The sequence below is a fragment of the Solibacillus sp. FSL W7-1472 genome (genome assembly GCF_037969775.1).
Lineage (GTDB): Bacteria > Bacillota > Bacilli > Bacillales_A > Planococcaceae > Solibacillus > Solibacillus silvestris.
Window position 1 is genome coordinate 1,617,930 of the sequence record NZ_CP150208.1, and the last position, 25,278, is coordinate 1,643,207.

Sequence of the window (25,278 nt, forward strand, 5' to 3'; positions counted from 1 at the left end):
GAGCCAAAAGAGCTGGCTCCTTTAAATTTAATTTCCGAAACACGACTTAAAACTCTCGGTATATTAAACAGCCATTTAATAACTACCGTTCTATTATACTAATCCAAAGAATGTATAAAGTGCGATGATTACGAATACGGCTAACGTTTTAATAATCGTAATCGCAAAAATATCCCGATATGACTGTTTATGTGTGAGTCCCGTTACTGCCAGCAGGGTAATAACCGCTCCGTTATGCGGAAGGGTATCCATGCCCCCTGAAGCCATTGCCACTACGCGGTGCATTACTTCTGGTGGAATATTAGCCGCAATAATCGCCTGATTATACTTATCAGCCATTGCTCCCAAGGCAATTCCCATACCACCTGATGCGGATCCCGTCATACCGGCAAGAGTAGTGGTCGTAACTGCACCATTGACAAGTGGATTTGTAAATGTTGTCGATATCCCGTCGCTGATTTTCGCAAATCCTGGAAGAGCTGCAATGACCCCGCCAAATCCATATTCAGCGCCGGTATTCATAGTCGCCAGCAGCGACCCTCCAATCGCTGTATTAACGCCATCTTTAAAACCACTAAATACCCGTTTAAAATCATAGGCGATAGATGATATAATTCCCACAATCAATGCCATAATAATCGCCCAAATAGGAGCAGATGTTGCTACATCCACTTTATAGGCACTCAAGCCAAGTGCTTCAAAATCAAAGCCATTCGGATACCATTTAGGTATACTTGTAACAAATATTTTATTGGTAACCCCAACCAAAATAAGCGGAACAAAAGCCAGTATTTGTCTAGACAGCGATTGTTTGGCTGTTAAATCGGGAAGAGCAGGCTCATCCTTTACTTCTGCACTTTGAATCGTAACGGCCGTTTCCGAATCAAACCCGTAATAACCTTCTCCAGCTAATTCGGCTTTTTTTCTTCTAGCCTCCAAGTATAGTAATCCAGCTGTTAAAACGACAATTGCCCCTATGATTCCTAGAACCGGTGCTGCATAAATATCTGTTTTAAAGAAGGCGATTGGAATAACGTTTTGTATTTGTGGTGTCCCAGGCAGTGCATCCATTGTAAAGGTAAATGCACCAAGAGCAATCGTACCTGGAATTAAACGTTTAGGAATATTTGCCTGTCTAAACATTTGTGCAGCAAATGGATAAATCGCAAATACCGCTACAAATAAACTCACTCCACTGTATGTTAAGATGGCGCCAAGCAATACGATCGTGAGCATTGCTCGTTTCGCACCAAGCCAGCTGACAATTGTTTTGGCAATTGACTCAGCAATTCCTGACATTTCTACAACTTTTCCGAAAATAGCTCCCAAAAGGAAAACAGCAAAATATGATTTAATAAATCCGACCATCTTTTCCATGAATATACCTGAGAAAAATGGTAAAACATTGCTTGGTGCAATTAATACGACCGCTAAAAGCGCACAAATTGGTGCAAATAATATGACGGAATAACCGCGGTAGGCAGCAAACATTAATAGTCCAAGCGCCAATAGAATAACCAACAAATCCATATAAATCCCCCTCGTACAATAGTAGTAAGAGTTCTATTCTTTGGACAATTGCCATATGAAAAAAACTCTTATTTATGGTGTATTACATCGTTTATCTGGCAGGAAAACAGTTAAATAGAAACGCTCTCTTTTACATTCTCAACAATTAAATTTGCTTCCGTTGATTGAATTACATCCTCAAGTGAATATCCTTCAAATACTTCTTTCAGTTCTAAACCACGTGATGTTACTTCAATCAGGGCTCTTTCCGTAATAATTTTATTGACTACGCCTTTGCCTGTTAAAGGTAAAGAACATTCTTTTTTTATTTTTGGTGAACCGTCTTTCGAGACATGATCCATTATGACAATAATTTTTTTTGCACCATGTACTAAATCCATCGCACCACCCATACCTTTAATCATTTTTCCCGGAATCATCCAGTTGGCTAAATCGCCTTTTTCGGAGACTTCCATTCCACCCAAAATGGCAACATCAATATGTCCGCCGCGGATCATTGCAAATGATTCTGCACTTGTGAAAAAAGAGGAGCCAGGTATTGTTGTGATTGTCTCTTTTCCGGCATTGATTAAATCTGGATCAACTTCTTCTTTTGTCGGATACGGTCCGATTCCAAGCAAACCATTTTCGGATTGCAAGATGACGGTTTTTTCTGGAGATATATAATTTGCGACTAATGTAGGCATCCCGATTCCTAAATTGACATAGTTACCGTGTTCAATTTCTTTTTCAGCCCGAATGGCAATTCGTTCCCTATTAGATAAAGTCATTTAGAATACTCCTTTCTTATTAACGTACTGTTAATCTTTCTATTTTCTTTTCTTGTTTTGCCTGAAGGATACCTTGGACATAGATACTCGGCGTTTGAATCATATTTGGATCTAATACACCTGTTTCCACAATTTCCTCAACTTCTGCAATCGTAACTTTTCCAGCTGCAGCCATGATAGGATTGAAATTTTGAGCGGTTTTGTTATAAATCAGATTGCCTAAATGGTCAGCTTGAGCAGCGCGAATTATAGAAAAATCAGCATTTAATGCTGTCTCTAAAACATACTCCTTTCCATTGAAATTTCGAATTTCTTTTCCTTCTGAAGTGATTGTCCCTACTCCAGCTGGTGTATAGAAGGCTGGAATACCAGCACCTCCTGCACGGATTCGTTCAGCAAGTGTACCTTGGGGAGTCAGCTCCACTTCGATTTCACCGGAAAGTACTTGGCGTTCAAACTCTTTATTTTCACCTACATAAGATGCAATGATCTTTTTGATTTGCTTCTTCCGCAATAAAAGTCCTAATCCCCAATCGTCTATACCGCAATTATTCGAAATTACCGTTAAATCTTTTACTCCTTTTTCTTCAAGTGCAAGGATAAGCTGTTCAGGAATACCAACCAATCCGAAACCACCAACCATGAGAGTTGTGCCATCTTGAATTTGACTGACTGCCTCTTCTGCAGAAGAGAAAATGCGTTTCATGTTTTTACCTCCAATAGAAAAATAGTTTTCGTTAAAATATTGCTTTAAAAGCATATTTAATTGTATTAAAGCAGAATATTTCGGCGTGTACAATATCGTGTGACAGAACTGTGACAGAATTTAAGGTGGTTGTATTCCGGAAAATCGGACTCAATTATTATAGGGAATTTTAAAAAGTGGATTAATGTGAAATTAAAAAATCCGATATTTCGGAATTTAATCCAAAATCTCGGAATTTAGGTCATAAGTTGTGTTTTTTTATTTTTTCATAAAGTGTTGAACGGCTAATGCCCAACTTCTCGGCAATCCGCATTTTGTCCTTCTCATTTTCTAGATATTCTTGTAAAATCTGCTCTTCTACTTGAAAAAGGATTTCTTCCAAAGTTCCATTAATTCGAGTATAATCCGGTTTTTGTCGTCGAATATAGATTGGTAATGCATCTTCAGTAATTTGCTCACCATTTGATAACTGAATAATTGCTTTTAACACATTTTTGAGTTCTCGAACATTTCCCGGCCAGTTATATTGTTGAAGCAACAACCAAGCTTTTCGACTAAGCTTAAAATCTTGGCGACTCACTTCGGAACTGAATTTGTGCATAAAAGTTTGTATTAATTCAGGAAGATCCTCAATCCGATCGCGAAGAGGGGGAATTTGCAATGTAATCGCCTGAATAAGATAAAATAAATCTTCACGAAATTGCTTTTCTTTTACTAGCCCAGCAAGTGATAAATTTGAACCTACGATTATGCGAACATCAACTGGAATTACTTCATCAGTGCCGGCTGGTTGAACTTTTTCATCCTGCATGACCTTTAACAGCTTTGCCTGTAAGGTTGTTGGGAGTTCACTAATCTCTTCAATAAAAAGAGTTCCGCCTTGTGCTCTCTGAATTCCTCCTGATTTAATTCGCTGTTCAGCCGAATCCCATTTTCCAAACAATTCTCCTTCCAGCAACTCTTTTGGTATAGTGGAACAATTAATCTTTACGAAAGGATGATCCACCTGATCGGATAATCTATGAATACTCTGGGCAAACATTTCTTTTCCTGTACCTGTTTCACCCTCGATTAAAACAGGCAGTTTTGTCGGAGCAATCATGGTGATCGTTTCTTTTATTTTTCGCATAGAGTTGGAGGTTCCTTTAATATCTGACAAGCTATAAAATGATTCGCGGTATTGTTTCATATTTGTTTCAATTTGGTCTAAAGTCTTTCGAACATGAGAACTTAGTTTTTTCCAGTCATTTAAATCCCGGAAGGTTACACTTCCGAAAGCGCCAATAATTTCCCCATCAATCACAATTGGGACACGATTGGCAAGCATATAGGTACCTTTAATATATTGAGGGGCTGCAATATCAGGTGTCCCTTTTTCTATGACGAGGTGCATCTCACTATTTTCAATGACATCTGCTACATGCTTACCGATCGCATCTTCACGTTTTACTTCGAGAAAATTACAATAACCTTCGTTAAGGTAAATAATTTTTGCATTTCTGTCTACGACTACAAACCAGGGAAAGGCAGTCTCCAAAATTTGCTTTATTGCAGGACCTGGTAAATTTTTTATCCAATCTTCCATTTTCCTGCCTCCATTCTTCTAATATTTTACATACTAGTTTATACTGTAAAAGAGTCAGAGGCTATAGATAGAGTAGTGGTTAAGAAGAAACTTATATACTTAAGCTTAATAATTATCTGATATTTTATGAAATATTGTTTTGGATTTTGGCAACTGGCTTACTAATAGCGAAGCTTTCGTGTTAGAAATTGACTAAATTGTCATGAGGAATGACTAAAAGTAATGTTGAATGAATAAATAATCTGGAAACATGTTTTAAAAAAGAGTCGATTCAATTCGAGACAGGCATCAAATCGCTATAAATTTTATTTTAAGGAGATTTAAGTTGTGAAATTATATATAATTCGCCATTGTGAAGCCAATGGGCAAGCACCAAATGCATGCTTAACGTTGGCTGGGAGTGAAGTAAGCGGGCGTTTAGCAAAGTTTTTATCTGGCTTAAATATAGAGCTAGTCATTTCAAGTCCATTTACGAGGGCAGTTCATACAATACAACCTTTCATTCTACAAAACAACATTCCACTTAAATTAGATGACCGTCTAAAGGAAAGGGTTTTAAGCAGTGAAGATCTTCCCGATTGGTATGAAAAGTTACAGCAAACCTATATTGATAAGAAGTTAAATTTTACTGGCGGGGAATCAAGTAATGAAGCGACAAAACGTATTAATGAATTGGTGGAAGAATTAAAACAAAGAAATTACAAGTCAGTGGCAATCGTTACACATGGCAATATCATGTCATTACTACTCAATTATTATCAACCGCATTTTGGATTCGAGGAATGGAAGCAACTGTCGAATCCGGATGTCTTTGAAATGGATTTTAGCAAAGAACATCCAGTTGGAAATCGTATATGGCGGTAAGTTGTGTAAAATAGGTTGTAGAAAAGCAGGTGCAAGATGAAAAATTATTTTATTATTAGTGATATCCATGGTCAGTATAAAGCATTTGAACAAATATTAACGTTTTGGGATCAAAAGGATGTCCTTGTTCTGCTTGGGGATTTGATCGACCGGGGTCCTCAGTCTTATGAGGTTGTACAAAAGGTAATGGATCTGAAGCGGCAATACGGGGAACAGGTTGTTTTCTGTAAAGGGAATCATGAAGAAATGCTATTGGATTTTATCGAAAACCCCGGGCAAAAACACGCTTTTTATTATAAATACGGCGGTCGGGAAACAATGGCTTCATTTTTAAGGTACTTACCGGTAGAAGTAAGCGAACTTGACCCGATTGACCAAGTACAGATCGTGAAAGAGAAGTTTGCGGAGGAATTGGATTTTCTAAATCGTGGCAAATTATATGAAATTGCAGGGAACCTTTTGTTGACGCATGCAGGATTTGATTCGAGTTGTGCGGCAGTTGATGAAACGCCGGAAGAAAATTTCCTGTGGATTCGCCAGCATTATAAAAATGAGAATAAAACGCCATTTATCAATGTTTTTGGACATACGCCAGTACAACATATTCATGATTCCAATGATGTTTGGATTAGTGAAGACCAAAAATTTATTGGAATAGACGGAGGGTGTTATTTTACAGGACAATTGAATGGCATCGTTCTGTCGGAAGTTGGGAAAATTGTTCGCATATATACCGTTACTTCTGAAAAAGCCGAAAACTTCAATGATTGACAAGTGTCGTTATGATTGGGTAAAAAGTTATATTTAAATAATATTATTTCTTGGATGTATGTTTTACCCTGATTTTTTGGTATACTATTATTAACAATATAAAAGAGGTTATCCCGTTCGATTTTGTGCGGGGTAGCCTCTTTCGTGTTTAAAGAAGTTTTTCAGGGAGGAAACATTTTGGAGCAATATACAAATTTACGAGCGGGCGAAAAAGGTGCCTATTTATCAATTATTGCCTACATATTTTTAAGTGCGCTTAAGTTAGCAGCAGGCTATTTAGGGGATTCAGAAGCATTAAAGGCAGATGGATTAAACAATACAACGGATATTATTGCTTCGGTAGCCGTTTTAATCGGGCTGCGAATTTCCCAGCGCCCGCCGGATGATGACCATCGATACGGACATTTTCGTGCAGAAACGATCGCATCACTTGTCGCATCATTTATTATGATTTATGTCGGGATCGAAGTCCTTATATCAGCAGGTGAAAAAATTGCCAATCCGATCGATCAGAATCCTTCCTATTTAACAATTATTGTTGCCGTATTTAGTGCGGCCGTCATGTTTGCGGTATATAAATATAATTTAAACCTATCTAAAAGAATTAACAGTTCTGCAGTTAAAGCAGCAGCTTATGACAATCGCTCTGATGCCTTTGTTAGTATCGGAACAGCTATCGGGATTAGTGCTGCGCTTCTAGGCTTTCCAATTGTCGATACGATAACCGCCTTTATCATCGGTTTAATTATTATTAAAACAGCGATTGAAATTTTTAAAGAAGCAGTGTTCTCGTTAACAGACGGTTTTGATACGGAATTAATCAGTTCGATTGAAGAGCGCGTTTCGAAAATTCCGCGTGTCCGTGACGTTACCGATGTGCGCGGCAGACAGCACGGAAACTTAATTCTTGTCGATATTACGGTAAGTGTTAATCCTAATTTAAATGTACGTGATTCACATGCCATTACGGAGCAGATTGAAAATGAAGTGAAGCAGTTGAACCCTTATGCAACAACACTTGTCCATATCGAACCGTACGACCCGAAAGAGCTGATTATATGTGAAGATGATTTCCATTTCTAATGGATAAGTCCTATAAAAGCTTTACTCAGTATACTTCAGGAAATTGACAGGTAGTTATAGAGCTGAACTCAATTTGCAATTAACGTTTCAATTTAGTCACACTCATTACGAGTTGTGGCTTTTTCTTATGCAATATTTTTCGTTAGTTGAGGCATGATATGAAGAACAAATATTATCTACTAGGAGGAAAATAGTTGGACGTTTTATTAGGTCAAATTCGTGAAGGTCTGGATTATCTGACTATACAAGGTAAGAAGGTAAATAAAATTAAAATGAATCCAAATATCTTCGAAAAAATGACGAACAAACTTATGGACGTTGAGGTAAGTGATGGTGCAATTACTGTATTCGGAATTACGATAGAGGCTGATAAAAACATAGAAGTGTATGCTTTTGTAATGGATGAAGTCACTTAATTTCAAGTGGCTTTTTATTATACCCTCATTAACGGTGAATAGATGCACCTCTCAAAATGAGAATGGCTATTTCTGTGAATGAATCAAAATACTCCATCTTCTGTTAAAATGTAAGTACTTACGGGCAATTATTTCATTGGAGGTTATTATATGAAAAAAGTATTTTCAATCATTGCAGTAGTATTCATTGTCTCAATTCCGATGATCGAGTGGCTGCTGACTAATCCCTCCAATTCATTGGAGCTCATGCAAACATTAAGAAATGCAGAAAATCCGGAATCGCTTTTTATGGATGAAAATAATTTCGATGCCGATAGTGTTGAGTACATACAAGATGAATTTAGCCCAAATATGGTAAAGCAGTTTACAATACTGGAGTTTGATGAGAAGAGTTTTTTAATTCAGTCTACTCCCGGTACAACAAAATGGGAAATTATTAATATTGAAGAACTGCCGAAGGAAATTAAAGAATATTTTCTTTCACAGAAATAACCGTACATAGGTTCATAAATCCATAAAAAAAGAAAGAGGAATACTATTGCATACTACAATCGGAGTTGTCGCTCATGTCGATTCTGGTAAAACGACATTTTGCGAACAATTGCTATATCATACAAATTCGATCAAGAAGCGCGGGCGGGTGGATCACCAAGATGCTTTTTTAGATAATCATGCCATTGAACGGCAGCGCGGGATTACGATTTTTGCAGAGCAGGGGCGTATTGACTATAACGGTCAAGCGTATACGCTGATCGATACACCAGGGCATATCGATTTCGCACCGGAAATGGAACGTGCGATCCATGTAATGGATGCGGCCATTGTCATTATCAGTGCGGTCGACGGAATCGAGGGACATACAGAAACGGTTTGGCATTTGCTGCGGGAGCATCATGTTCCGACTTTTATCTTCATTAATAAAGTAGACCGGGAAGGAGCAGATGTTGCATCGGTCATGTCTGCGATAAAAAAAGACTTATCCCCAAATGCATTATTGTTCAATGATGGGTTCAACACAACCGTAAAAGAGTGGCTTGCGGAACGTGACGAACAGCTGATGGAAAAATATTTTGCCGATAATCTAGAGGAGAATGACTGTTTAGAGAGCCTGAAACAAGCAATCAACCATGAACAAGCATTTGTTTGTATGTCAGGCTCAGCTTTAAAAGATGAAGGGGTACTGGCCTTTTTTGAAACGATTGCACAACTGATGGAAACAAAGATTGACGTGAATGGCCCATTTGAAGGAAAGGTATATAAAATTCGCCATGATTATCAGCAACGTCTGACATTTATGAAAGCTTTATCGGGTGTTCTCAAGGTACGTGATGAATTTACTTTTGGTGAAACAACTGAAAAAGTTACGGAAATTCGTCTATACAATGGCAACGGTTTTACGACTGTTCCACAAGTGCAGGCTGGCGATATTTTTGCGGTGAAGGGACTGGCAACGCCGCTTATCGGTGATGTGATTGGGGCAACGGAAACTAATCCTGCACAATTTGATATGATTCCGACATTGCAGGCGAAAGTGATATATGAAGGTGCGTTACATATTAAAGAACTTCATCGTGTTTTCCGTGAAATCGAAGCAGAGGAACCGAGCTTACGTGTCGTGTGGAACGAGAAATTCCAGGAAATCTCCGTTCATGTCATGGGAACAATCCAGCTTGAGGTATTAACGGAATTGGTAAAAGAGCGCTTTGGAATCGAGGTCCAATTTGGCAAACCGCAAATTCTTTATAAAGAAACAATTGCAGCACCTGCTATCGGCTATGGCCATTTTGAACCGTTAAAGCATTATGCGGAAGTGCATCTGAAAATGGAACCGAACAATCGTGGTGCCGGCATCACATTCTCGAACCGTTGTCATGCCGACGACTTATCTGTCGGGCATCAGCGGTTAATAGAAAAGCATCTATTTGAACGCGATCATCATGGGTTACTAACAGGATTTCCGGTAACCGATATTCATTTGACGTTGCTGACAGGGCGTGCACACAATAAGCATACAGATGGCGGCGATTTCCGGGAAGCTTCGTTTAGAGCATTGCGACAAGGGCTGGAACAAGTTGAAAATGTACTATTGGAGCCGTATTACCGTTTTAAAATGAAAGCGTCAAGTGATCATATTGGCCGGATGATGTCGGATATCCAGCAGGCAAGTGGATCATTCGAAGCACCGAATTTAACAGAAGACACTGTTACACTTTACGGACGGGCACCTGTAGCAACTTTTATGGATTATTCCACTCAATTTGCAGCCTATACAAATGGAAAAGGTGCGTTAACGCTGCAATTTGACGGCTATGATGTATGCCATAACAGTGATGAGATTATAGAACAAATTGGCTACAATAAAAATGCTGACCCTGAATATACATCATCTAGCATTTTTTGTGCAAAGGGTAAGGGTTACAGTGTGCCATGGGGTGAGGCAAAAGCAGCGATGCATTGTGAAGTGCACGAAATTGATTGACGCATGAAAGAAGGACTTTGCAGAACAATAAAAGAAGTAAGCAGTAAGGAACTTAAAAAGGAGGCACTTATAATGACATATATTTTACAAGTAGATTTCAAAATGGATGGCCCTTTCGGTGATGAAATGGCAGTTGGTTTTAAAGAATTAGCGGAGAGCATAAATGAGGAAAAAGGCATGCTTTGGAAAATTTGGACAGAGGATGCGGAAGCAGGTGAAGCTGGTGGTATTTATTTATTTGAAACAAAAGAAACAGCTGATGCTTATTTGGAAATGCATTCAAAACGACTAAATGGCTTTGGTATTAGAGCGATCAACAGTAAAATTTTCTCGGTGAACGAGTCGCTAACTAAGATTAACAATGGTCCGGTATATGCATAATTAGGTGATCTAAATTACCGACAGATAACGGGTTTAATATTGTGGAGAAAACAGTAAGTAACAGTACAGTACAGGAAGAGACGCATTTCGTAAATGAATTGTGCCTCTCTTTTTTGGTATATCAACAATTTAATATTAAATTTAAAAAACGAGGTTAGGGACTTTTGTAAAACTAATGGGGAGGCATATCGATGAAGCATACTACAATTTTATTTATTTCAATTTGTTTAATGCAATTTTGTATATTAACAAATATAACTTTGTTAAATGGTGAATGGAATGGAATCACGATGTGGGTGTGTACAGGCATTTTTATTTTTTCTTGCGCTGTTTTCGGTTCTAGCCGAATAGATGCATCTAAAAATACTTAACTTTATATAAGATAGTTCTTAGACGAGGGTTTGGGAGCGTTCTTAAAGTAATCCAAATTATAAAAAAAGGGAAAATTAAATTGTTATAGAATTAGAGAAGATTACAGAAAAAGGAGCAGCATATATGAAAATCGTACAATTAACACCTCAATTGTTATTGGAAAATCAGCACCATGCTGATATGTATTTAAATAATATAATTCACCCAAACCTTACGTCAAATAGCTGGATGAACAATTGGCGAGATGTTGCATCACGTTTTCAACTTTTTAAATTCTTAGACCTGTCAGCTGAAGAGATGCTTTCGTATAGTTGGAATGAAAAAATAATTGCACAAGTTATAAATGAAACCTTAATGATTGTAGAAAAACATATTGAATTAGATAAGGATTTACAAATTACAATTGTGCCTGCCCTTCCTTTTCCTTGGTTTTCGAATTTAGAACGATCTTTTTGGACAAATGGATTTACAAATAGTAGTCAAAGTATATGGATGGCTATTCCGCCCAATCCAGACAGATCGTTTTTATGCTATTTACTTGCACACGAACTGCATCATTCAGCACCCAAAAATCCAATTTATGACTTAACAATCGACAATTTCCCATTAAAAGAATGGTATAAAATGGAGGGGACAGCTGAATATTTCAGCTTACAATTTTTCGAAGATAAACGTTGGTGGAAAGAAAGCTTTTCACTGGACATTGAGGAACGCTATATTGCGGAAGCAAAAAGATTTTTAAATACAAATGATGATGCTGTGAAAGGACCTCTATGTTTCGGTAGCGTGAAACAACAAATCCCTTACATGGCGGGATATGCTTTTGCCTACAATGCGGTAAAAGATTATGCAAAACGTTATCCTATTGATCAATTAGAGCAACTGTTTGAAATCGATTCGGAAGCACTTATTCTAACTTATAACCTACATATCATTAAATAATATGTTAGAACATAATTCCAATTAAATTTTTAGGAGACTTCTATGGACAATTCATTTTCTATATTTTTGGACACTTATTTAGATGCTTGGAGAAATTCATCTTTAGTGGACTTGAAAGAATTAATTTCACAATCTTATGAAGCCAGAGAAATTACAGGCGGAGATATAGTTGACTTTGGTTATGTAGAATCCTTAAATGGATGGGAACAGGGTTTTAATTTCGCTAAAGAGAATAATGCTCAATGGAATATAAGAGTAGTTTCAATTCTTCCTTTAAGAAAGGATGAAACGATGGCTATTTTATCCGCTACTATGGTTATTCAAGGAGAGAGTTTAAAAACAGCAAATTTATTCTTTCAAACGTTTAAAAAATATAACCAAGGTGATTGGAAATTAGTAAGAAGTTATATTGAAGCAGGGATAAGTTTAAACGATGTGTTTTTCAACAACCAGGTACTTTAGTCTTAAAGAATTAATACAGTATACAAAATCACATTCAAAAATGTTTGAATACACAAAAAAAGCAGGAACTTTGATTAATCAACGTTTCTGCTTTTAATATAGGTACATTGTAAATCAATACGGACAACGGTTTGAACGTACATTGGGGACACTGTGTCATGGATTTTTTGCATGAAATCTTGTATAAACTGATCGTTGATAATCCATTTTGTGTTCTTTTTTATGAAAATGGACTATTAGGTACTGAAGTCAGCTTTTATTTTACAAAAATATGTGCATCGCAATAACAAAGTCCTTTGCAGCTTGGGCAATCGACGTTATAGGGCTCGAAATAGCGTGGCATATAAACGAATGGTTCGAATCCCTGCGTCGTAAACTGTCGCTCAGCTGCCCAACGATTTGTATCAGATTGTACCCAGCCAACCGTTACAATTGTTTTTGCAATCGGCTGTGCTGCTTCAAGATAAGTACGCACAAGATTAGTTCCAATCCCTTTTTTTCGTTCGTTCGGATGGACGACAAAATGACTTGTATAATAACTGATGCCTGTTGTGACCTGTTCCTTTAACAATTGCAGCTCTTCATGGAAATAAGGGAATTCCTTGTTGAAATCCTGTATTTCATAACCCGCAATATATCCGACAACTTCATTATGCTCATTAATGGATACATAACGAATGCCGCCAGCCTGATCGACGGTATTGGCCGTTTCCGGTTCAAATGGTAAAAAATCATTGAGCAGTGCAGCGATTTGCACAGCATATTTTTTTTCATAGGGATAAATATTCATCGGTGGACCTCTGCTTTCTTATGTTCCAATTTTACTATTTTAACATAATGGAGAACGCTTTGTTATAACAATGAATGTTTCGACATGCTTGATTAATTTAGAGCAAAAAAAATCACTTAAAGTAAGCTGTTTTTATTTATTTTGTTAATGGCATCGAGTTCGCTCTTAATGGGTAATTTTAATAATTGTTAAAAGGGAACATTTGTTCTATAATGTAGTTATGAGTGAGGTGCGATTAATGAAAGATCAATTAACAAAAGCAATGCGGCAACATCAGATTTTGGATATTATGTACTTGGCCAAAGACCGGAAAATAACGAAACGGCGAATTAAATTAATAAAAATCTCTGGTGACTATGCGCTAGCCTATTGTTTTACACGACATGCAAAACGAAATTTTATTATAGATAATATTTTAGCGGTACATCCGGTAAATAAAAAAATACGAGGGTTAGAGGCTTAATATCTAGGAGGTATTTTATCGAAAAAGGGAAAATCTTATCTTTTAAGTGATGATTGTGTGTAATATTCTGACTATTTATGGTAGAATAAAGATAGGGAGGTGGTTAAAATTGATGCAGAAAGTTTCTAATAGAATGGAGGCAGAAAAAATCTTTGACACCAATGTGAAAAATAGACCACGATTGGGCAAATTAAAGAGCATGTACCTTATCAGAAAGGAAACCTTAAATAATGAAAAGTCAAAATGAATAAAACCCTCCACTGAATTGGTGGAGGGTTATTTTTTATTAGTGATCGGCTTAAGCAATGGGACCACTTATTTTCAGTTAAAATTATTCTATTGAGATTTTTGTTGTTTTGCGATTGGATAAAAACCATCCAGCTAGTGCAATAGCGATTAACACTCCATAAAATATCAGTTTCCACTCGAGGGAGTGGGCAAACTCATAAGAAATGACACCAACATCAGGATGACTTAAAGTTAATACTGCAAGCTTGACACCTACCCATCCCACTATTACAAATGCCGCAATTTCGAGTCCTGGTTTGGATTCAAGAAGTTTCACGAAAAAGTTTGCAGCAAACCTCATGATGATTAACCCGATTAATCCGCCTGCAAATATAACGAGGAATTTTCCGCCATCTAAGCCACCAATCTGCGGTAAATTTGTATTTGGAAGTGTCATTGCAAGAGCTACTGCTGCTAATATCGAATCAACCGCAAATGCAATATCTGCCAACTCGACTTTTATAACCGTACCCCAAAATCCAGATTTTTTCTGTTCTTTTTCCTTTTTTGGTCCTTTATTTTTAAAATAGAGTTTCCTGACAATGTGATTTATTGCTATAAATAATAGGTATAGGGCACCAATAGCCTGAACCTGCCATACATCTACTAGAAACGTTATAATAAATAAAGAAGCGAACCGGAAAATGAAAGCACCTGCAAGACCAAAAAATAGTGCCTTTCGTCTTTCTTTTTCAGGTAAATGTTTAACCATAATTGCTAAGACTAGGGCATTGTCTGCTGCAAGCAAACCTTCTAAGCCAATTAACAATAATAATACCCAACCATACTCTAGTAATAAAGAGATATCCAATTACATTCCCCCTAACTTCACTAAATTAATGCTAACAAAAATTATATTCCCATTTACGTAGAGTATAACCTCTTTAAAATTAAATATGTCTCTATCAAACCTAGTAAATGTCCATTTTATGAATGCTGGAAATATGTTAGTTCACTATAAGGATTTTTAGGGAAAGGAATTTTCATATTTTAAAGGGGGAATAAAAAGGGTTATTATGAATAAAAACGTGGATCATATAATACACACAGGCACATAGCCCATTGGCAGTCAATGAGCTATGTCCAGTTAATAATTCGAAGTGAAGCATTATGTAATCCTTCTTTTATAAGGTGGCAATATCCGAATACTTATTAAGCAATTCATCCAATTCCTGACTACAATTGACGACTTCCGGGTGAGTGAAACCTAAATCCCTTGCTTTTTTGTACATAATTTTTCTTTTTGTCTCAATTCTTAATTTTAGTACCTTTTTTAATAGTAAAAATTTCATCGATAAATTTCCTTTCAATAATAGTTGGTAGTTTTTAAACTTTTGTTAATATAAAATGACAACTGTTTAATCCTATCTTATTTTAAACAAGATAAATGTCGAAACATGCTAAAAATGGAGAATTCAATAATTTGTAAAAAACAAAAAATTAATGTTTAAATAGAAAGCTATATATTTGACTAAACTTAAAATGTATGAATTTTAAAGAGAGACATCGGGAAGGATAAAATTCGCAAATCCCAGAAATCCAATTTTTGTACAACTGCTAATAACCTTGATATAATGAGCGTTGTGAATACATATAAACAGAAAGAGGTTATGAAAAATGACAAATGCTTATGATGAATACATGCGTCAGGTAACACAGCCAATGCGTACGGAACTTGAAAGCGCAGGCTTTACACAACTAACAACGGCAGATAGCGTCCATGAATTTATGGCTGAAACTAAAGGAACAGCTTTAGTTGTAATCAATTCTGTTTGCGGTTGTGCTGCAGGTTTGGCACGTCCGGCTGCCCGTGAAGCAGTTGCAGATGTGAAACCAGATCAGCTAGTAACCGTATTTGCCGGTCAAGATCCTGAAGCGACTGCAGCAATGCGCGGATACTTTGATGAAGTTCCGCCAAGCTCACCATCAATGGCAGTTTTAAAAGATGGTCAATTAGCTTATTTCATTCCACGTGATCAAATCGAAGGTCACCCAATGGAACAAATTCGTGATCATTTATCAGATGTGTTAAAACAAGTATGTGCCGAGTAACAATTGTCACTACTGCAGGTAGACCGGACGAGCAATCACTTCAATTAGCTGAATTCGCAAGTCAGGTGCTGCAGGCAAAAATTATTCCGCGCCAAAAACGTTCGGTTCGTAAGCTTTCCGAAGTGTACGATGCTAATGTCGTTGTTGCGGGAAAAAACCGTTTCGAATACTATGCGAAAGGTGCTGAGGCGCCTTTCTTTTTTCATCCAAACTCTGCCGCTTTTCGTTTGAAGCGTGTGGCTCGCGGTGAAGATGATCCATTGCTTACTGCTTGTGCACTTCGAAAAGGGGATACGTTTTTGGATTGCACTCTTGGCATCGGGGCCGATAGTTTATTGGCGACCTTTGCAGTTGGCGAGAAAGGGAAAGTAACTGGTTTGGAAGCGGACCAAAATGTCGCATTTATTGTGAAAACTGGGATGCAAAATTATGACACGACAGAACTTCCGTTAACTGCATGCATGCGAAATATCCAAGTTGTTCATACTACTGCTCTAGACTATTTAAAGAAGCAAGAAGATGACAGCTTTGATGTTGTCTACATGGACCCGATGTTCGAGGAAATCATTGAAGAATCGACAAATTTTGAAGCGTTGCGTTATGCCGGAAAGCACTTAACGTTAACTGATGAATGGGTGGCTGAAGCAAAGCGTGTTGCGAAAAGCCGGGTGGTGTTAAAGGCCCATTATAAATCGGACTGGTTTGAAAAGTACCAGTTTCAGCGTGATGTGCGGTTAACAGCCAAGTTTCATTATGGTGTGTACGAAATAAAATAGCGTTGAAGTTCTTTTTACAAGGACTTCAGCGTTTTTCTTAACGCTTTACATACCCCTTATAGGTATGGTAATGTAAAATTAAGTAAGGGGGATTGATTGAATGATTCATGAAAATGATGGATTATTGGAAACTCATGAAGTGAGCTGTCGTAAAAGTCATCATCCTGAACCGATAAAAAAAGATTTAACGACAAGATTAAATCGAATCGAGGGGCAAATTCGCGGAATCAAAGGCATGATTGATAAAGATGTGTATTGTGATGATGTGATTACACAATTATCCGCAACGCAATCGGCATTAAATAGTGTCGCGAAGATCTTGCTGGAAGGTCATTTAAAAGGCTGTGTCGTGGATCGTCTAAATGAAGGCGATACTGAAGTATTGGACGAGCTTGTCGTAACTATTCAAAAAATGATGAAAAAATAAGGAGTGTTCGAGTATGGTAAATGTAATGTTAAATGTGAATGGTATGTCTTGCGGTCATTGTGTGAAATCTGTAGAAACTAGTGTTGGCGCTTTAGCTGGTGTGCAGGAAGTAAAAGTGGATCTTGCTGAGAAAAAAGTATCGGTTGCATATAACGCAGATGCCGTTACTGTTGAGCAGATCAAAGAAACAATTGATGAACAAGGTTATGACGTTGTTGAATGATTGAGGTTTACAAATGATTTAGGTTCTCTAATTTAGAGAACCTCTCTTTTTACAAAATTCCATACCCCCTTGAGGTATAAAGAGGTGAGAACATGACTAAAGAACTGACATTGCAAGTAACAGGTATGACGTGTGCGGCATGTTCGGCAAGAATTGAAAAAGGCCTGAACAAGATGGAAGGGGTCGAATCGGCGAATGTCAATTTAGCGGTTGAAAAAGCAGCGATTCAATATGATGAAACGGTCATCAAAGCACAGGATATTGAGCAAAAGATCCAAGCGCTCGGTTATGATGTCGTAAAAGAGAAAGTCGACTTTACAATCGATGGAATGACGTGTGCGGCGTGTTCGGCAAGAATCGAAAAGGTACTCGGGAAAATGGACGGGATTGCTTCGGCGAATGTGAACTTGGCATTGGAAAAAGCGACGATAGAATTTAATCCTTCTCAAGTATCGATGTCCGATATTATTGCACGGATTGAAAAGATCGGTTATGGTGCACAGCCAGTCGTTGAGGGCGATCCGGTTGATCATAGAGAAAAGGCGATCCACCGGCAAACAATTAAATTTACCGCGGCGGCCATTTTATCATTGCCTTTGTTATGGACGATGGTTGCACATTTTTCGTTTACGAGTTTTTTATACATGCCTGATATACTCATGAATCCTTGGGTACAGCTCGCATTAGCAACACCCGTTCAATTTATTATTGGGTGGCAGTTTTACGTAGGTGCATACAAATCATTACGCAGCGGTGCGGCAAACATGGATGTGCTCGTTGTGATGGGAACGAGTGCGGCCTATTTTTACAGTATTTATCAAATGCTCGCTCATCCGAGCGGTCATATGCCACACTTGTATTTTGAAACGAGCGCGGTGCTGATTACGTTGATTTTATTAGGGAAACTGTTTGAAGCACGTGCAAAAGGCAAGTCTTCGCAGGCGATCAAACAATTGATGGGCATGCAGGCGAAATCAGCGCTTGTGATCCGTGATGGCGTTGAACAGGCGGTACCACTTGAAGAAGTGCGCATCAATGATATTGTCCGCGTCAAGCCGGGTGAAAAGATTCCAGTCGATGGGGAAGTCGTTTCCGGAACTTCTGCGGTGGATGAATCGATGCTGACAGGCGAAAGTCTGCCGGTAGAAAAAAATATAGGCGATTTCGTTTATGGTGCAACACTGAATAAAAATGGTGCACTGGAAATGAAGGCATTAAAGGTTGGCAGTGAAACAGCATTGTCGCAAATCATTAAAATCGTCGAGTCGGCACAAGGTTCCAAAGCACCGATTCAGCGTCTTGCCGATAAGATTTCTAATATATTTGTACCGATAGTAGTAGGAATTGCCGTTGTGACGTTCATGTTGTGGTGGCTGATCGGAGGAGAATTCATTCAGGCATTTGAGGCGACAATTGCAGTACTTGTCATCGCATGCCCATGTGCGCTTGGCTTGGCGACACCAACGTCGATTATGGCGGGTTCAGGACGTGCGGCACAGTTTGGTATTTTATTTAAAGGCGGGGAACATCTTGAACAGACTGGTTTTGTCGATACTGTCGTTGTCGATAAAACAGGAACGGTTACAAACGGGAAACCGGTTTTGACAGATGTTGTATTGTTCAGTGATTTAGAAGAAAATAATGTCCTGCGCATTGTTGCTTCTGCAGAAAAACAGTCTGAGCATCCATTGGCAGAAGCAATTGTTGAAGGTGTATTAGAGCGCGGGATTAAGCTATCGGCTGTTTCAAGCTTCCAGGCACTACCAGGGCTTGGTATTGAAGCACAAGTGGATAATGTAGAAGTAGCTGTAGGTACGAGAAAACTGATGCGGGATCGACAAATTAGTATTGAAGAACCGATCGAACAGCAATTGATTTCATTGGAACAGCAAGGGAAAACGGCGATGCTAGTAGCAATTAACAACCAATTCGCTGCAATTATTGCCGTTGCAGATACGGTAAAAGAAACATCTGCTGAAGCGGTAAGACGTCTGCATGCACTTGGTCTGAAAGTGATTATGCTTACAGGTGATAATGAACGAACGGCAAAAGCGATTGCAGCAGAAGTGGGTATTGATGAAGTCATTGCTGAAGTGCTGCCGGAACAAAAGGCACAGCAAATTGAAAACTTGAAACAACAGGGACGAAATGTTGCGATGGTTGGTGACGGGATCAATGACGCACCGGCCCTTGCGGTAGCTGATATTGGGATGGCAATCGGCACTGGAACGGATGTTGCGATGGAGGCGGCTGATATTACATTGATTCGCGGAGATTTGAACAGTATTGCCGATGCGATTTTAATGAGCCGTAAAACGATGACGAATATTAAACAAAACCTGTTTTGGGCGTTTGCCTACAATGTCATCGGTATTCCGATCGCTGCACTCGGTTTCCTCGCACCTTGGGTAGCAGGCGCAGCAATGGCATTCAGTTCCGTTTCGGTTGTGTTGAATGCATTGAGACTGCAGCGTGTAAAATTGTAAAAATACCGACTTTCTGAATAAAGAAGGCTAGTCATTCATAAAAGGACTAAGAAGATTTACAGGATAATTGAGGGAATGACGATCCATTTTGAAGTTTAAATTTAATAAGAATATACCAACATAAATACACAGTATAGGTTTTGAAAATAATTATAGTGGAAACTTACAATCGAAGTGTAAAATGGAGTTGAAAATAATTGACTTTAATCAATCCATCTTTATTAGAAATAAACCAATAATGATAGGAGCCATCAATATGAAGGAAGATTCAAAGGTATATGATGTCACGATTATCGGTGGAGGTCCGGCGGGGATGTTTACGGCATTCTACGGCGGCATGCGCCAGCTTGAAGTTAAACTGATTGAAAGTCTTCCACAATTAGGTGGGCAGCTTGCTGCACTTTATCCTGATAAATATATTTATGATATCGCAGGATTTCCGAAGGTGCGGGCGCAGGAACTTGTCAATAATCTGAAAGAACAAATGTCAGCGTTTGACCAAACAGTAGTAACTGGTCAAAGTGTTGAAACGATTAAAAAGTTGGATGACGGAACATTTAAGCTGACAACGAAAGAAGAAATCCATTATTCAAAAACAATCATTATTACAGCAGGTCTTGGCGCATTCCAGCCAAGACAGTTGGAAGTTGAAGGAGCAGAATACTTTGAGGGCAAAAATCTTCATTATTTCATCAGCGATATAAATGATTTTAAGGGAAAGAATGTAGTTATTTTCGGCGGAGGAGACTCAGCTATTGACTGGTCGCTTATGCTTGAACCTATTGCTGACAAAGTTACAATTGTTCATAGACGAGATCAATTCCGAGCACATGAGTACAGTGTTGAAAATCTGTTCAAATCAAATGTGGCGATCAAAACACCTTATATGCCGGATGAGTTGTTTGGCGATGAAAACGGCATTAAACAAATTATCATCCGGAATGCAGAAGGGGATAAAGAAACACTTGAGGTTGATGACATAATTGTGAACTATGGATTTAAATCGTCATTAGGTCCAATCAAGGAGTGGGGATTAGAAATCGAGAAAAATTCCATTATTGTAAACTCTAAAATGGAAACAAATATCAAGGGAATCTATGCTGTTGGTGATGTATCAACTTACGATGGAAAAGTGAAGTTGATTGCAACTGGTTTCGGTGAAGCGCCGGTTGCCATTAGTGCGGCACGGTTGTTTATTGATCCGTCAGCAAAAAAGCATGTACCGCACAGCACCGACCTTTTCAATAAATAATATTCATTAATCCGGTATGATTGGAATGTATATCAGGGAAGCGGGCTCACTATCAAATTCGCATATGAATTGATAGTGAGCCCTTTAATTTTGAGTTTTGATTAGACAGTTAATCGGTTGGATTGAAAGTGGTATTTCGCCGGGCTCAAGCCAGCCGTTTTTTTTCTGCCACTTGGCAATTGTAGTTGTCTGATACAATCTATTTTTACTGTTACTACCTGACAGGCAATTCTACGACAAAGCTCGTTCCTTGGTTTTCAATACTATTCACATGAATGATTCCACCATGTAATGTAACGATAGCAGCAACTATTGAAAGTCCCAGTCCTGTTCCATCTACTGAACGCGACCGTGCAGTATCTACTCGATAAAAGCGGTCAAAAATTCTTTCTTTCTCTTTATCATTCAAACCTATACCCGAATCTTCAAAGAATACCAACACCGATTTTCCTTGTTCTTTAATGGATATTTCAATAATGCCATTCGGTTTATTATATTTGATGGCATTGGTTAACAGATTGTCCCAGACCGCATTAAGTAAGGACGGATCCCCAGTAATTTCTACATCCGGTAATGTGAATCCGAGCGTAATACCTTTTTCTCCAATTTGCCACTGATTGCTCCGTATAAGTTCCTTAATTTGTTTTCCGATATTAACTGACTTTCTTTTCATAATATCCTCATCTCGGTCTAACGAAGCAAGAAGTAATAACTGTCTTGTTAATGTAGACAGTCTTTTAATCTCTCCGTTGATGATCGAAATATAATTGCTTTTATCTTCCGGACTCATGGATTCGCTTTTCAAAAGGTTTGCATATCCTTTTATATTAGATAAAGGTGACTGGATATCATGAGAGATATTCGAAATAAACTCTTTCCTCATTTCATCCATCTGCTCCAGTTTACTGGCCATCCGTAAAAAACTAAGTGAAAGTTCACCTAATTCATCATGACGGGTAGTATCAAGATCGACATTGTAATTTCCGTTTGAGAGTGATTTTGTTGCAGATGTAAGTTTTGAGATTGGATGAACTAAATATTTAGTTATAAAAATGACCATTATGATACTCAGCATAATCGCCAAAGCCAGCAGCCATCCGAATAAAATATGCATTTCGTTAAACAGTAGCTTAATATCCGGTCTAATGAAAAGCGCATACTTTTTCCCGTTATGTGTCAATGGAACACCAATCGTATTTTTCAATTCGTTTGCAAAAAATCCTGTGACAAATGTCTCCTGTGGAAAATTTAGAATCCCATGAAAAATATCACCGTTTATTACTTGTTCTTTGGTGGAATGAGACAATGTCTTTTCCCTAAAGGGTGCACCAAAATAAAATTCATTACCGGAATTGTCAACGAGGAAAATTTGATAACCAATTGACGAAATGTTTTCAAAATAATCTTTTAGATCTAAATCAGGTTGGTTCCCGGTAAATTCAGCAATGTTTAATGCAATTGTTGTGTTTTTCTGGTCATTAAATGGTTTTAATTTTTGCTGATAATACATATTCGAGATTAAAAAAGCTAATATTCCACTAAAAATCATAATTCCAATCGTGAACACAACAAACTTCACATAAAGAGATCTCATCTTCTGATTGCCTCCAATGAATAGCCAACCCCACGCACTGTCTTAATATGAAAATCGTCTGTCAAATTAGAAAAACGTTCTCTTAATCGTTTGACATGAACATCTACTGTCCGTTCATCTCCTTCGTAATCCACACCCCATATATGTTCGATTAGGTGATCACGAGAAAATACTTGCATAGGGTTTAAAGCAAGGAAATACAGGAGTTCGAATTCCTTTAAGGGTAAGAGAATCGTCCGGTCACCAAGCTGAACCTCATAGCTTTTTTTATTAATAGTTGTACTTCCTAAACGAATAATCGATTCATCGGATTGCTTATCGTATCGACGCAGTAAGGCTTCAATTCTAAAATTTAATTCTTTTGGTTCAAACGGCTTGACTAGATAATCATCCGTACCAGATTTATATCCTATTTCTTTATCTTCAATTTGATTTTTGGCAGTTAAAAGGATAACGGGAATATCGTATTTTTTTCGAATCACCCTTGTTAGGGCATAACCATCCATAAAAGGCATCATTACATCCACTACTGCTAAATCACATACTTCTCGATTAAGAATCCCTAATGCTTCAGTCCCGTCTTTTGCTTGGAAAACTTTGAAACCTGCTTCGGACAAGTGGATGTTTACAAGCTGTAATATATTGATATCGTCATCTACAATTAAAATTGTTGTCATTCTATTTTCTCCTGTTTTATAGAAATTTCGTCTATTTAATGAACTAACAAATGAACAGCCATATACGTCCAGGCTGTTCATTTATGTTCTGTCACATAATTCATCTATTAGAATCTACTTTTCACTTTGCAAAACCATTCCATCACTCATTTTAATCACATGGTCTACATATAAAAGCAATTCCTCATCATGGGTAACCATTAATGTAGCGATATTCAACGTTTTAGTTAAATCTTGAATTAACAGCATAACATCTCTGGACTTCCTTGAATCAAGACTGGCAGTTGGTTCATCTGCAAAGAGAACTTTCGGTTTATGGATGATTGCTCGGGCAATGGCGATCCGTTGTTTTTCTCCCCCCGATAAGGAAGAGGGGTAAGCATGCTTCCTATGATTCATTTCAACTAGTTGTAGAATGTTATTAACTTCTGCCTGTTTTTCCTGTTTGCTTAAGTTTGATTCAGAAACATCCAGCATTAACATTAACTGCTCTTCAACTGTGAGAAAAGGAACAAGATGAGCAAATTGAAAGACAAAGCCAAATTTGCTAGCCCGAATTTTTCGAACTTGTTCAGAACTCATGGCAGTCATATTATTTCCGTCGAATATAACTTGCCCATCAGATACAGGTTGTAATCCTGCAGCTATAGTAAGGAGCGTACTTTTACCAGAACCTGATGCACCTACTAATGCAGTTACCTCTCCTTCTTTAAACGTAAGATTGATTCCTTTTAGTATTTCTTCCTCTACTTCACCAGTAACAAATGTTTTCCTAACATCTTCTAGTGTGAATATTGTCATATTAAGCCTCTCCTTGTTGTATCGCATGTAATGGTTCGATTTTTTTGATTTGTATTCCAGAGAGTGTAGCTCCGATAAAACCGATTAGCAGGAAAACTATAGATAATTGGGCGGTTTTTTCAAATGTTAAATGAAAAGGCATTCCCTCAGGTGCAATCATATTAAATACTTGGCTGAAAGAAATGGACAATATAAGCGAAACGACCGTTATAAAGAGCATTTGTGACCACATGATTTTGAACAGCTTGCTTGTTTTCATACCGATTGCCTTTAAAATCCCATATAAACCGACTTTTTGAATATTCATCATGTAAAAAAAGATGGCAAATAACATTCCGCTAATTACAACTAAAAACCAAACAATCATATTTAATGACATCTGTTCTGCATTATAGCTTGGAATGGTATTGAGAAAATCCTTGTTCGTAAAGGATTGCAAGCCTGCGAATTGTTGTGAAGAATCTCCTCCCGGTATAAATATCAGTTGCATTTCCATAACCCGATACATTTCCTGGAAATTCTTAGTGTTTATAAATGCAACCGGGGCATGACTGAATTTCTTTTGGTCGACAAAACCCTTTACTTTAAATTCGCCACTGAATTGATTATTCGTTAACGTATCTCCAACCTTTATCCCTTTGTCCTCCATTGAGCGATCTAAAATAATCTCCCCATCTTCCACCTTCTCAAATAGTTCTGAATCAGTGGATGTAACAAAGGCTACACTCTGTTGTTTGTCAGTTTTGTTCGTTAAGAAACCCATTTGAATTGAAAATGCCACAGCATCTTTTTCGTTGTTTATTATTTTATCCTGTATACTACTATCTATTTTTGACAGATTATAAGTTTCGTCTCCATCTTTATTCATATAAAATTGACCATCTGGTAGATCTTGAATTAAAGAAGCATTGTCTTGTGATAATCCATTTGCTAAACCAGATATTATAAATGTTAATAAACTAACGAGAAAAATAATGGAACCTAAAATTAAAAATCTCACTTTATTTTTCTTGATTTCTTTCCACGCAATATTCATTTTTACTTTCCTCCGATCTGTTCTTTACATCCATAGTTTATAAATTGAATAT

General features: G+C 37.7%; 28 protein-coding genes. 17 read left to right on the top strand and 11 right to left on the bottom strand.

From position 1 onward, the window contains the following. Nucleotides 1-93: 93 nt before the first annotated feature. From MKY07_RS07870 to MKY07_RS07885, 4 genes are all read right to left on the bottom strand, one after another. On the bottom strand, nt 94-1,530 hold the full coding sequence (locus MKY07_RS07870) for a GntP family permease (protein WP_014824121.1): 1,437 nt from the start codon (nt 1,528-1,530) through the stop codon (nt 94-96). 110 nt (nt 1,531-1,640) lie between these two features. Then, nucleotides 1,641-2,300 (bottom strand): 3-oxoacid CoA-transferase subunit B, encoded by a 660-nt coding sequence (locus tag MKY07_RS07875; RefSeq protein WP_339264331.1) that lies wholly within the window; start codon nt 2,298-2,300, stop codon nt 1,641-1,643. Nucleotides 2,301-2,319: 19 nt separating this feature from the next. After that, nucleotides 2,320-3,006 (bottom strand): CoA transferase subunit A, encoded by a 687-nt coding sequence (locus MKY07_RS07880; protein ID WP_339264332.1) that lies wholly within the window; start codon nt 3,004-3,006, stop codon nt 2,320-2,322. Nucleotides 3,007-3,247: 241 nt separating this feature from the next. Next, nucleotides 3,248-4,591, bottom strand: a complete 1,344-nt coding sequence (locus MKY07_RS07885; protein ID WP_008406624.1) for a sigma-54-dependent Fis family transcriptional regulator — start codon at nt 4,589-4,591, stop codon at nt 3,248-3,250. A 327-nt stretch (nt 4,592-4,918) separates the two neighbouring features. Here MKY07_RS07885 and MKY07_RS07890 point away from each other — a divergent pair, with 327 nt between their 5' ends. From MKY07_RS07890 to MKY07_RS07935, 10 genes are all read left to right on the top strand, one after another. Next, nucleotides 4,919-5,455: a histidine phosphatase family protein gene (locus MKY07_RS07890; protein WP_014824117.1), complete on the top strand. Its 537-nt coding sequence runs from the start codon at nt 4,919-4,921 to the stop codon at nt 5,453-5,455. 36 nt (nt 5,456-5,491) lie between these two features. After that, the gene (locus MKY07_RS07895; RefSeq protein WP_014824116.1) at nt 5,492-6,226 is read left to right on the top strand and encodes a metallophosphoesterase family protein; all 735 of its coding nucleotides are present in this window, start codon (nt 5,492-5,494) and stop codon (nt 6,224-6,226) included. A gap of 177 nt (nt 6,227-6,403) precedes the next feature. After that, entirely contained in the window at nt 6,404-7,309 is a 906-nt protein-coding gene (locus MKY07_RS07900) for a cation diffusion facilitator family transporter (protein WP_014824115.1), read from the top strand. Between the two features lie 194 nt (nt 7,310-7,503). Further along, a complete protein-coding gene (locus tag MKY07_RS07905) occupies nt 7,504-7,725 on the top strand; it encodes a hypothetical protein (protein ID WP_008406630.1) in 222 nt (73 codons plus the stop codon). Nucleotides 7,726-7,875: 150 nt separating this feature from the next. Beyond that, nucleotides 7,876-8,217 carry a hypothetical protein gene (locus MKY07_RS07910; RefSeq protein ID WP_339264333.1) on the top strand — a complete coding sequence of 114 codons (342 nt, stop codon included), beginning with the start codon at nt 7,876-7,878 and terminating at the stop codon, nt 8,215-8,217. A 46-nt stretch (nt 8,218-8,263) separates the two neighbouring features. Next, the gene (locus tag MKY07_RS07915) at nt 8,264-10,204 is read left to right on the top strand and encodes a translation factor GTPase family protein (RefSeq protein WP_339264334.1); all 1,941 of its coding nucleotides are present in this window, start codon (nt 8,264-8,266) and stop codon (nt 10,202-10,204) included. A gap of 72 nt (nt 10,205-10,276) precedes the next feature. Then, entirely contained in the window at nt 10,277-10,585 is a 309-nt protein-coding gene (locus MKY07_RS07920; RefSeq protein WP_065217060.1) for a monooxygenase, read from the top strand. 191 nt (nt 10,586-10,776) lie between these two features. After that, nucleotides 10,777-10,956: a hypothetical protein gene (locus tag MKY07_RS07925; RefSeq protein WP_008406635.1), complete on the top strand. Its 180-nt coding sequence runs from the start codon at nt 10,777-10,779 to the stop codon at nt 10,954-10,956. A 124-nt stretch (nt 10,957-11,080) separates the two neighbouring features. Further along, nucleotides 11,081-11,899, top strand: coding sequence for a DUF2268 domain-containing putative Zn-dependent protease (locus tag MKY07_RS07930; RefSeq protein ID WP_339264336.1), 819 nt, complete (start codon nt 11,081-11,083; stop codon nt 11,897-11,899). Nucleotides 11,900-11,941: 42 nt separating this feature from the next. After that, entirely contained in the window at nt 11,942-12,361 is a 420-nt protein-coding gene (locus MKY07_RS07935) for a flavoprotein (RefSeq protein ID WP_339264337.1), read from the top strand. Nucleotides 12,362-12,617: 256 nt separating this feature from the next. Here the strand turns inward: MKY07_RS07935 and MKY07_RS07940 are convergent, their stop codons facing one another. After that, nucleotides 12,618-13,151 (bottom strand): GNAT family N-acetyltransferase, encoded by a 534-nt coding sequence (locus MKY07_RS07940; protein WP_339264338.1) that lies wholly within the window; start codon nt 13,149-13,151, stop codon nt 12,618-12,620. Nucleotides 13,152-13,389: 238 nt separating this feature from the next. On the opposite strand from MKY07_RS07940, the gene MKY07_RS07945 reads away from it, so the two are divergent. Further along, nucleotides 13,390-13,614 (top strand): transcriptional regulator, encoded by a 225-nt coding sequence (locus MKY07_RS07945; protein ID WP_339264339.1) that lies wholly within the window; start codon nt 13,390-13,392, stop codon nt 13,612-13,614. Nucleotides 13,615-13,945: 331 nt separating this feature from the next. On the opposite strand, the gene MKY07_RS07950 is transcribed toward MKY07_RS07945, so the two are convergent. Continuing rightward, nucleotides 13,946-14,713 (bottom strand): TerC family protein, encoded by a 768-nt coding sequence (locus tag MKY07_RS07950; RefSeq protein WP_339264341.1) that lies wholly within the window; start codon nt 14,711-14,713, stop codon nt 13,946-13,948. A 313-nt stretch (nt 14,714-15,026) separates the two neighbouring features. Beyond that, complete coding sequence (locus tag MKY07_RS07955; RefSeq protein WP_008406644.1) at nt 15,027-15,194, bottom strand: aspartyl-phosphate phosphatase Spo0E family protein; 168 nt, start codon at nt 15,192-15,194, stop codon at nt 15,027-15,029. 325 nt (nt 15,195-15,519) lie between these two features. On the opposite strand from MKY07_RS07955, the gene MKY07_RS07960 reads away from it, so the two are divergent. From MKY07_RS07960 to MKY07_RS07985, 6 genes are all read left to right on the top strand, one after another. Beyond that, entirely contained in the window at nt 15,520-15,954 is a 435-nt protein-coding gene (locus MKY07_RS07960; protein ID WP_008406646.1) for a BrxA/BrxB family bacilliredoxin, read from the top strand. Further along, nucleotides 15,942-16,730, top strand: a complete 789-nt coding sequence (locus MKY07_RS07965) for a class I SAM-dependent methyltransferase (protein WP_339264343.1) — start codon at nt 15,942-15,944, stop codon at nt 16,728-16,730. The genes MKY07_RS07960 and MKY07_RS07965 overlap by 13 nt, the downstream gene beginning before the upstream one ends. Nucleotides 16,731-16,830: 100 nt before the next feature. Beyond that, on the top strand, nt 16,831-17,157 hold the full coding sequence (locus tag MKY07_RS07970) for a metal-sensitive transcriptional regulator (RefSeq protein ID WP_008406650.1): 327 nt from the start codon (nt 16,831-16,833) through the stop codon (nt 17,155-17,157). 13 nt (nt 17,158-17,170) lie between these two features. Then, complete coding sequence (copZ, locus tag MKY07_RS07975; protein WP_339264344.1) at nt 17,171-17,380, top strand: copper chaperone CopZ; 210 nt, start codon at nt 17,171-17,173, stop codon at nt 17,378-17,380. Nucleotides 17,381-17,472: 92 nt separating this feature from the next. Then, nucleotides 17,473-19,866, top strand: coding sequence for a heavy metal translocating P-type ATPase (locus tag MKY07_RS07980; protein WP_339264345.1), 2,394 nt, complete (start codon nt 17,473-17,475; stop codon nt 19,864-19,866). 256 nt (nt 19,867-20,122) lie between these two features. Then, nucleotides 20,123-21,118 (top strand): NAD(P)/FAD-dependent oxidoreductase, encoded by a 996-nt coding sequence (locus tag MKY07_RS07985; RefSeq protein WP_339264346.1) that lies wholly within the window; start codon nt 20,123-20,125, stop codon nt 21,116-21,118. Nucleotides 21,119-21,332: 214 nt separating this feature from the next. Here MKY07_RS07985 and MKY07_RS07990 read toward each other — a convergent pair whose 3' ends face one another. From MKY07_RS07990 to MKY07_RS08005, 4 genes are all read right to left on the bottom strand, one after another. Further along, nucleotides 21,333-22,712: a HAMP domain-containing sensor histidine kinase gene (locus tag MKY07_RS07990; protein WP_008406658.1), complete on the bottom strand. Its 1,380-nt coding sequence runs from the start codon at nt 22,710-22,712 to the stop codon at nt 21,333-21,335. Beyond that, nucleotides 22,709-23,389: a response regulator transcription factor gene (locus MKY07_RS07995; RefSeq protein WP_339264347.1), complete on the bottom strand. Its 681-nt coding sequence runs from the start codon at nt 23,387-23,389 to the stop codon at nt 22,709-22,711. Before MKY07_RS07995 ends, MKY07_RS07990 begins: the two co-directional genes overlap by 4 nt. Nucleotides 23,390-23,503: 114 nt before the next feature. After that, nucleotides 23,504-24,190 (bottom strand): ABC transporter ATP-binding protein, encoded by a 687-nt coding sequence (locus tag MKY07_RS08000; RefSeq protein ID WP_339264348.1) that lies wholly within the window; start codon nt 24,188-24,190, stop codon nt 23,504-23,506. A 1-nt stretch (nt 24,191) separates the two neighbouring features. Beyond that, nucleotides 24,192-25,226 carry an ABC transporter permease gene (locus MKY07_RS08005; RefSeq protein WP_008406664.1) on the bottom strand — a complete coding sequence of 345 codons (1,035 nt, stop codon included), beginning with the start codon at nt 25,224-25,226 and terminating at the stop codon, nt 24,192-24,194. Nucleotides 25,227-25,278: the final 52 nt, after the last annotated feature.